The 8,405-nt window shown below is 68.9% G+C and carries 6 protein-coding genes; 4 read left to right on the plus strand and 2 right to left on the minus strand.

The genetic code is table 11. The features are described 5' to 3' along the window. Positions 1-136: 136 nt before the first annotated feature. On the plus strand, positions 137-964 hold the full coding sequence (locus ACIRG9_RS14105) for a DUF72 domain-containing protein (protein WP_402854966.1): 828 nt from the start codon (positions 137-139) through the stop codon (positions 962-964). Between the two features lie 82 nt (positions 965-1,046). Here ACIRG9_RS14105 and ACIRG9_RS14110 read toward each other — a convergent pair whose 3' ends face one another. After that, positions 1,047-2,753 (minus strand): cellulose binding domain-containing protein, encoded by a 1,707-nt coding sequence (locus ACIRG9_RS14110; RefSeq protein ID WP_402854860.1) that lies wholly within the window; start codon positions 2,751-2,753, stop codon positions 1,047-1,049. A 454-nt stretch (positions 2,754-3,207) separates the two neighbouring features. Further along, positions 3,208-4,218 (minus strand): acetylxylan esterase, encoded by a 1,011-nt coding sequence (locus tag ACIRG9_RS14115; protein ID WP_402854862.1) that lies wholly within the window; start codon positions 4,216-4,218, stop codon positions 3,208-3,210. 457 nt (positions 4,219-4,675) lie between these two features. On the opposite strand from ACIRG9_RS14115, the gene ACIRG9_RS14120 reads away from it, so the two are divergent. The 3 genes from ACIRG9_RS14120 to ACIRG9_RS14130 are packed head-to-tail and all read left to right on the plus strand — an operon-like array spanning position 4,676 to position 8,271. After that, complete coding sequence (locus ACIRG9_RS14120) at positions 4,676-5,662, plus strand: ABC transporter permease (RefSeq protein ID WP_402854864.1); 987 nt, start codon at positions 4,676-4,678, stop codon at positions 5,660-5,662. Next, positions 5,659-6,588 carry a carbohydrate ABC transporter permease gene (locus tag ACIRG9_RS14125; RefSeq protein ID WP_402854866.1) on the plus strand — a complete coding sequence of 310 codons (930 nt, stop codon included), beginning with the start codon at positions 5,659-5,661 and terminating at the stop codon, positions 6,586-6,588. The genes ACIRG9_RS14120 and ACIRG9_RS14125 overlap by 4 nt, the downstream gene beginning before the upstream one ends. 48 nt (positions 6,589-6,636) lie before the next feature. After that, positions 6,637-8,271 carry an extracellular solute-binding protein gene (locus tag ACIRG9_RS14130; RefSeq protein ID WP_402854868.1) on the plus strand — a complete coding sequence of 545 codons (1,635 nt, stop codon included), beginning with the start codon at positions 6,637-6,639 and terminating at the stop codon, positions 8,269-8,271. Positions 8,272-8,405: the final 134 nt, after the last annotated feature.

Genomic DNA, 8,405 nt, shown 5'->3' on the forward strand with positions numbered 1-8,405 from the left:
CACCCGCCGCGAATCAGCGGACCCGGGCGCGGCGACGACGGCCGTCCCGGCCGGATACCGTACCCGCGGCGCGGGGCACCCCGCCCGGGTCGTCGAGCGATGGGAGGGCCGGATGCGCCTGCACGTGGGGTGCGCGATGTGGACGCACAGGTCCTGGCAGGGACGCTTCCTGGCCCATCCGCTGCCGGCCCATGAACGGCTGCGCGCCTACGCCGGGTGGTGCACCGCGGTCGAGGGGAACACCACCTTCTACGCGACCCCGGCCCGGGAGACGGTGGCGTCGTGGGCGCAGCAGACCGACCAGGACTTCCGGTTCGTGCTCAAGCTGCCGAAGGTCGTCACGCACGAACGCCGGCTGACCGGTGCCGACGAGGAGCTTCGGGCGTTCCTGAGCGCGATCGAGCCCCTCGGGCCACGGGCGCACGCGCTGTGGATCCAACTGCCGGGCTCGTTCGGCCCCGCCGACGTACCCGCGCTCGCCCGATTCCTGCGCGGGCTGCCCACCGCCCACCGGTACGCGGTGGAGGTCCGCCACCCCGCGTTCTTCGACGATCCCGGTGCGGCGCGGACGCTGGAGGAGGCGCTGGTCAGGGTCGGCGCGGAGTGGATTCCGTTCGACACCACCGCGTTCTTCCGCACGCCGCCGACCAGCGACGCGGAACGGAAGGCATGGACCAGGAAGCCGCGCACGCCACTGCGCACCCACGCGCTGACCGAGCGGCCGATCGTCCGGTACCTGGGCCGGGACGACCCCGCACGGACGGTCGAGGGTTGGCAGCCGTGGCTCGACGTGGTGACCGGTTGGCTGCGCGAGGGCCGTTCACCTACCGTCTTCGTGCACACCCCGGACAACGCCGACGCGCCCGACCTCGCCCGCCGGTTCCACGACGAGGTGCGGACGCGCCTGCCCGAGCTCGATCCGCTGCCCGAGCCGGCGCCGGTCGGGCCGCAGACCCTGTTCTAGGGACTGCGTCAAGGTCCTCGACTGACATTGGCCCTGGGGCCCGGTGCGGAGGCGCGCCGCCTGCGCACCGGGCCTCGGCCGCCTATCGGACGGTGCAGGTGGGGGTCTGCGTCGGGGCGGTGCCGGTGCCCTGGAAGCCGAACTCGGTCGACTGGCCAGGCGCGATGGAGCCGTTGTAACTGACGTTGCTGAACTGGACCGTGCCGGTGCTCCCGCTGGCGTTGGCGTTCCAGGTGTTGGTGACGCTGCTGCCCGACGGCAGGTTCACCCCGACCGTCCAGCTGTTGACCGGGGAGGAGCCGGCGGTGACCCGCACGTTGGTGGTGAAACCACCCACCCACTGGTTGATCGTCACCGACGCCGAGCAGCCACCGGTCGGCGGGTTGGTCGTCGGCGGGGCGGTGGTGGGCGGAGCGGTCGTCGGCGGAGCGGTCGTGGGCGGAGCGGTCGTGGGCGGAGCGGTCGTCGGCGGAGCGGTGGTGGGCGGCGTGGTGGTGGGCGGCGTGGTCGGGCCACCGTCGGAGAGGGTCGGCGTCTGCCAGTCGCGCCACTCGCCGAGGTTGCCGGCCTTCTTGCTCGAGATCCTGATCGTGCCCGCGTCGTTGCCCGTCTTCGTCAGAAACTTCTTGATGAACTTCTGCAGGGGATCGCGCCACTCGGGCCGTACGGCGCAGTGCGTGCCGTCCTGGATGTCGGACCAGTAGGTGATGTTGTCTCCCACGCCGAGCGCCTTGTAGACCTCGGCTCCGCCCAGCGCGGCCACGCTGCCGGACCTGGCGGCCAGCCAGTCGATGTGCGGGTTCTCCATGATGAGCAACCCGCGCGGGGCGACCATGGCCACCATCTCGTGGGTGTCCACCGGCAGTGTGTTCGGGTTGCCGGTGAAGGAGCTGAACGCGTCACCCAACCACGGCTGCTCGCTGTAGGCGCTGCTCAGCGGCTGGGAGCCGGATTCCCCGGGGATCCCGCGGAAGATCGGAGCCCCAGCACTGCCCGACTCGATCGGCATGGTCAGCGCGATGCGCTGGTCGAAGGCGCCGGTCACGAAGGTGCCCTTGCCGTACCGCGAGCATCCCGTGACGCCAGTCGCGTCGGCCCTGAGGATGTTGCCGCCCGACTGCTCGATGACGTCGATGATGCGGCTCACCCCCCAGGCCCAGGCCATCAGCAGGCCGGTGCTGCTCGTCGCGCCGTAGATGCTGTAGAACGCGCCCTGCTTGTTGTTTCGTGCCGTGCCTTCCTTGCCGACGGCGAGGGGGTCGTAGCTGATGACGGCGGCACCGGCGGACTTGATGGTGGACGTGTCCGCGCCGAGTCCGCCCAGCACGACGACGGCCGGGAAGGGGCCGGTGCCACTCGGCAGTTCAACCCGCGCCGAGAAGCTGGAACTCTTGCCCTGGTCGGTCACGTTCACGGTGATGTTGGTGGACGAGACCGTGCCCGTGACGGTTGCCGGCTTTCGGGGCTTGCTGCCGTAGACGTACCGCTCCGCCAGATTCTTGATCTCGGCTCGCCGGCACCGCCAGTCCGACTTCGTGGAGATCCGCGTGCCGTTGATCTTCTTGAAGGGATCGGGGAGCTTGGCGTTGGCCGTCAGGGAGCCCGGGTCGGGCACCTGACAGTCGGCGCCCTCGTCCTCGACGGGCGCGGCGGCCGCGATGACGTCGGCGGCGGCTGCGGCTGCGGTGGTTCTCGCTACCACGGTCACCGTTCCGGTGACCGCGAGCGCCGCCGCCGCGAGCACGACGACTGTCGAACGGAGCCTAGAGCGGCCCGAGCCGATGATCACCTGGGCTCTCCTTCCGGTTGGGGTGATGGACACGCTGTGATCGATGATCACTTATGCCCCCGGTACGCCCCAGGGTCGAGCAAGACGGCGTTGCGCGTCAACGACTTCCGGAAACTTTCGGCCACCCCGCTGGCGATCGCCTGCTCGCCGCGAGCGGCAACCGTGACCGGCTACGTCGGTCCGGATGCCCCTCGCGACGCGCCTAGGGCGTTACACCTGCCGCCACGGCAAATCCCAGCCGTGCCAGCGAAACCCGAAGGTGCCGCGTCCCCGACGAGATCCACGCTTGACGGCCGTCAGCGGTTCCGAAAGTTTCGAAACCGAGTCCCCGGCCGACCCGCTCCGCTCGCTCGCGACCCCACGGCGGAGACCCGGCGATGGGGGCGACACGGGATGCGGCAGGTCGTGTTCCCTCGAAGGCCGGATACCCCCATGTGCCGCACGCGAATACGGATTACGCTGGCGCGGGAAGGTGGGCCGGCAGCACCGACGCGAGCCACCGCAACTGGCGCCGCACGTGCATGGCCTCCCCGCCCTCGTGCTGGTTGAACGGATAGGCGTGCAGCTCCCGCGCCGGCTGATCGGGGCGGCCGTTGGCGGCGCCGTACTGGTTGTGGGCGGCGAAGCCGGTGCTGGGCGGGCACACGTTGTCGCGCAGGCCGATCCCGAAGTGCGCCGGGGCGATGGCCCGACGGGCGAACGTGACACCGTCGACGTAGGAAAGGGTCCGGCGGACCGCCTCCTCCGCCTCCCGGTTGACCGCCAGGTAGCGCGCGATCTCGCCGTACGGGGCCGCGTCCGTCATCTCGATGGCCCGCTGGATGTGGCAGAGGAACGGGGCCGTGGCGAGAACCGCGGCGAGGTCGGGTACGAGTCCCGCCACGGCGAGCGCGAGCCCGCCGCCCTGGCTGTTCCCGACGGCGACGACCCGGTCGGGATCGACGCCGGGCAGGGCGCGGGCCGCCTGGACAGCCCGCACGGCGTCGGTGATGAGCCGACGGTAGTGGTAGTCCTGGGGCCTCAGGATGCCCCAGGTCACCGGCCAGGGACCCCCGGCCGCCCCCTGCCCGGGGTCTGGGGTGTCCCCGCCGCCGTGCAGGCCGGTCTGTCCACGGGTGTCCATCAGCAGGTGCGCGTAGCCGGCCACCGGCCACGTCAGGCGTTCGTGCGGCAGGCCGCGTCCGCGCCCGTAACCGGTGAACTCCACCACCGTGGCCAGCGGTTCGTCCACTCCGGCCGGACGGGTGTACCAGGCCCGGACTGGATCGCCGCCGAAGCCGGCGAAGGTCACGTCCCAGGAGTCGACCAGGCGCAGGTCGGTCGGCTCCGGCCGCACATCGAGCAGGACCGGCCGGCTGGCGGCCTCCGCGAGGGTCGTTCGCCAGAACTCGTCGAAGTCGGCCGGTTCGGCCACCACGGGCGCGTATCGGCGCAACTGGTCGAGGGGCAGGTCGAACAGGGGCATGGTTCCTCGCGGGGGTACGGCGCGTGGGCGGCGGCTCGGTGTTGCGGGCGGCGCCCCGCCCGGCACCGCTCAGCTCGCGGCGGAGTCGGGAACGCCGCCACCGTCGGCTTTCGCGGATGCCCGCAAGAGCGTCCGAAAGTTTCGCCGCACCGTATCACGTCGGTCGCGGGACCTGCGCCCCCGCGAGTTCTACCCTGTTCGACAGTGGAATTCATCCTCGTCAGTACCACCCACCGCCACACCCCGTCGCACCTTCACTTGTCGACCCTTGACACACTCACGCCGACACCCCTAGGTTGCCGAAAAAGTACCGTCGCGCCGCCGAAAGTTTCGGCAGCCGACACTGCGCAAACCGGGTGGCACACGGGTGTTGACCCGGTCGGTCGAGGGGGGTTCACGTGAACGGCAGATTGCCCGACGGCGGTCGCTGGACCAGCCGGGCCGAAGCGCGCCGCTCATGACCACGTCGGAGGCGGTGAGCCCGCCGGTGGGGCCGGAGAGCCGACCCGCGGCAGTCGGCGGTACGCGCCGCCGGCGCGCTCGGCGCACCTGGCGTAAGGCGCTACGACGGGACTGGCAGCTCTACTCCCTCGCGGTGCTGCCGCTGCTGTTCTTCCTGATCTTCCGCTACCTGCCGATGCTGGGCAACGTGATCGCCTTCCGGCGGTTCCAGCCCGGCGGAAGCATCTTCGGCGAGTACTGGGTGGGCCTGCGGTACGTCCGCATGTTCCTGGACGACCCGACGTTCTGGGACGTCTTCACCAACACGCTGATCTTCGGCGCGCTGACCCTGGTGTTCTGCTTCCCGCTGCCGATCGTGCTGGCGCTGCTCCTCAACGAGCTGCGCAGCCCCAAGATCAAACGGTTCGTCCAGTCGGTGTCCTACCTGCCGCACTTTCTGTCCATCGTGATCGTGGCGGCGATGGTCATGCAGCTGCTCTCCGTCGACGGGGCGGTGAACCAGCTCGTCCGCGCCCTCGGTGGTGAGGCGGTGCCGTTCCTGCAGCAGGCCGGGTGGTTCCGCACGATCTGGGTCTCGTCCGAGGTCTGGCAGACCGTCGGCTGGGGCACCATCCTCTACCTCGCCGCGCTGACCGCCGTCGACGAGGACCTGTACGAGGCTGCCCGCATCGACGGTGCCAACCGGTGGCGGCAGACCTGGCACGTGACGCTGCCCGGGATCCGGCCGACGATGGTGACGCTGCTGATCCTCAACATCGGCACGTTCATGGCGGTCGGCTTCGAGAAGATCCTGCTGCTGTACAACCCGCTGACCTACCCGACGGCCGACGTGATCTCCACCTACCTGTTCCGGGTCGGCATCGTCTCCAACAACTTCAGCTACGCGGCGGCGATCGGCCTGTTCGAGTCCGTGATCGGACTGACGCTGGTGCTGTCGGCGAACGCGATCTCCAAGCGCGCAGTAGGGACGAGCCTGTGGTGACCCTCGACACGACCACGCCCGCCCCGGCGACCAGACGTCGGCGCGGCACCCACACCAGCCGGGGCTACCGGGTCTTCCAGGTGGTCAACGCCATCGTCCTGACCGGCGTCGTGCTGGTGACCCTGTATCCCTTCGTCAACATCGTGGCCCGCTCGGTCAGCGACAACGCATACATCGTGTCGGGACAGGTGAACCTGATCCCGCGCGGGTTCAACATCGCGGCGTACAAGGCCGTCATGGCCGACCCGATGTTCTGGACGAACTATCGCAACACGGTGTTCTACACGACAGTCGCCACGGCCGTCTCGCTCGTGCTGACCACCTGCTACGCGTATGTGCTGTCCAAGAAGCAGCTCAAGGGTCGAAACGCACTGGTCGGGATCGCCGTGTTCACCATGTTCTTCAGCGGCGGGCTGATCCCCAACTACGTCCTGGTCACCAGCCTCGGGCTGAAGAACACCGTGTGGGCGATCGCGCTGCCCAACGCCATCAGCGTGTTCAACCTGCTGGTGATGAAGGCGTTCTTCGAGAGCCTGCCGGTCGAGTTGGAGGAGGCCGCCGCGGTCGACGGGCTGAACACGTACGGCATCCTGCTGCGGATCGTGTTGCCGCTGTCGAAGGCGGTGGTGGCCACGATGTTCCTCTTCTACGCCGTCTCCTTCTGGAACTCCTGGTTCGCCGCGTTCCTCTACATGGACCAGATGGACCTGTGGCCGGTGACGGTGTATCTGCGCAACCTCATCGCCGGTGCGACCGACGCGACCTCGGTCGGCGGCGGCCTCGGCAGCGCCACCGACGTGGTGCAGTCCGCCGCCACCATCAAGTCCGTCACCATCGTGCTCACCGTGCTGCCCATCCTGGCGGTCTATCCCTTCATCCAGCGGTACTTCGTCTCCGGAGTCATGCTCGGCGCGGTCAAGGGATAGCCACCGGCGCGACCACCCGCACCGTTCCCCCACCGAAAGGAATCCCCCATGGTTCAGCTATCCCGGCGAAACCTGCTGTTCGCCGCGGGCGCAGCCGCCGTCGTCTCGATGGCCGGCTGCGGCGACGACAAGGGCAAGAAGGACCTCGCCGACAATCGTGTCGGTGCCATGGACAAGTACGGCGTCGGCGACCAGTTCAAGGCCACCACGGCGGTGTCCTTCTCGATGCTCTACAACAACCACCCGAACTACCCGCTCAAGGACGACTGGCTGTTCTGGTCTGAGCTGTCCAAGCGGACCGGGGTGAAGATCGAGCCGGTCGCCGTGCCGCTGAGCGACTACGAGCAGAAGCGCAGCGTTCTGATCGGCGCCGGTGATGCGCCGTTCATCATTCCGAAGACCTACCACCCGCAGGAGGAGGCCTATGTCTCCTCCGGCGCGGTCCTTCCGGTCAGCGACTACCTCGATCTGATGCCCAACTTCAAGGACAGAATCGAGAAGTGGAACCTCAAGCCGGAGATCGACTCGCTTCGCCAGGAGGACGGCAAGTTCTACCTGCTTCCCGGCCTGCACGAGAAGCCCTGGCAGGACTACACCCTCGCGGTCCGGATGGACATCCTCGAGCAGCTCAAGATCCCGGTCCCGGAGACCTGGGACGACGTCTACAACATGCTCAAGGCGATGAAGGCGGCGTACCCCGACGTCTACCCGTTCTCGGACCGGTTCGGCAAGCCCAACCCCGCCGGCAACCTGCTGAACATGCTCGCCCTTGCCTACGGCCTGCAGGGTGCCGGCTGGAACTTCCAGCACACCAGCTGGGACGCCAACGCCAAGAAGTTCGTCTACACCGGCGCGTCAGAGCAGTACAAGGCGATGCTGGAGTTCCTGCACAAGCTGGTTGACGAGAAGCTGCTCGACCCGGAGACCTTCACCCAGGACGACGACCAGGCCCGGCAGAAGCTCGCCAGCGGCAAGTCCTTCGTGATCAGCGCCAACGCACAGAGCATCGTCAACGACTACCGCCCCGACATGGCCAAGAGCCTGCCGAACGCCAAGATCGCCAAGATTCCGTTCCCGGTCGGGCCGGCCGGACCGGTGAACCCGGCGCCCCGGCTCGAGAACGGCATCATGATCTCCTCGAAGGCCCGCGACAGCAAGAACTTCGTGGCCATGATGCAGTTCATCGACTGGCTCTGGTACTCGGACGCCGGCCAGGAGTTCGCCAGGTGGGGTGTCGAGGGCACGACCTTCACCAAGGACGCCTCCGGCACGCGCACCCTCACCCCCGACGTCGACGTCCTCGGGCTCAACCCGAAGGGCACCAAGCACCTGCAGAAGGACTTCGGCTTCTACAACGGCATCTTCGCCTACGGTGGCCACGTCGAGCTGGTCCAGTCCTTCTTCTCCGAGGAGGAGAAGGAGTTCCAGAAGGTGCTCAACGCGCGCCCGAACGTCGCGGTCGCGCCGCCGCACCCGCTCAGCGACGCGGAACGCGAGCAGGTGACCCTCTGGGAGACGCCGCTGAAGGACTTCGTCTACGCGAACACGCTGAAGTTCATCCTGGGCCAGCGCCCGATCAGCGAGTGGGACGCCTACGTGACCGAGCTCAACGGCAAGAACATGGGCTCCTACCTGGACGTCGTCAACAAGTCGTACGAGCGGTACCAGCAGAAGCACGGCTGACCCCGGTTGCGGGGGGGGCCCGGGGGGGGGCCCCCCCCGGGGGGGGGGGGCGCCCCCCGGGGGGCCGGGGGGGGGGGGGGGGGGGGGGGGGGCCCCCCCCGCGGCCCCCCCCCCCCCCCCCCCCGGCGCCCCGG

The sequence above is a fragment of the Micromonospora sp. NPDC093277 genome (assembly GCF_044765245.1).
In the GTDB taxonomy this organism is placed as follows: Bacteria; Actinomycetota; Actinomycetes; order Mycobacteriales; family Micromonosporaceae; genus Micromonospora.

Coding starts and splice junctions, on each gene's coding strand:
- ACIRG9_RS14105 (WP_402854966.1), top strand. CDS start 137: ATGTGGACGCACAGGTCCTGGCAGGGACGCTTCCTGGCCCATCCGCTG.
- ACIRG9_RS14115 (WP_402854862.1), bottom strand. CDS start 4,218: ATGCCCCTGTTCGACCTGCCCCTCGACCAGTTGCGCCGATACGCGCCC.
- ACIRG9_RS14120 (WP_402854864.1), top strand. CDS start 4,676: ATGACCACGTCGGAGGCGGTGAGCCCGCCGGTGGGGCCGGAGAGCCGA.
- ACIRG9_RS14130 (WP_402854868.1), top strand. CDS start 6,637: ATGGTTCAGCTATCCCGGCGAAACCTGCTGTTCGCCGCGGGCGCAGCC.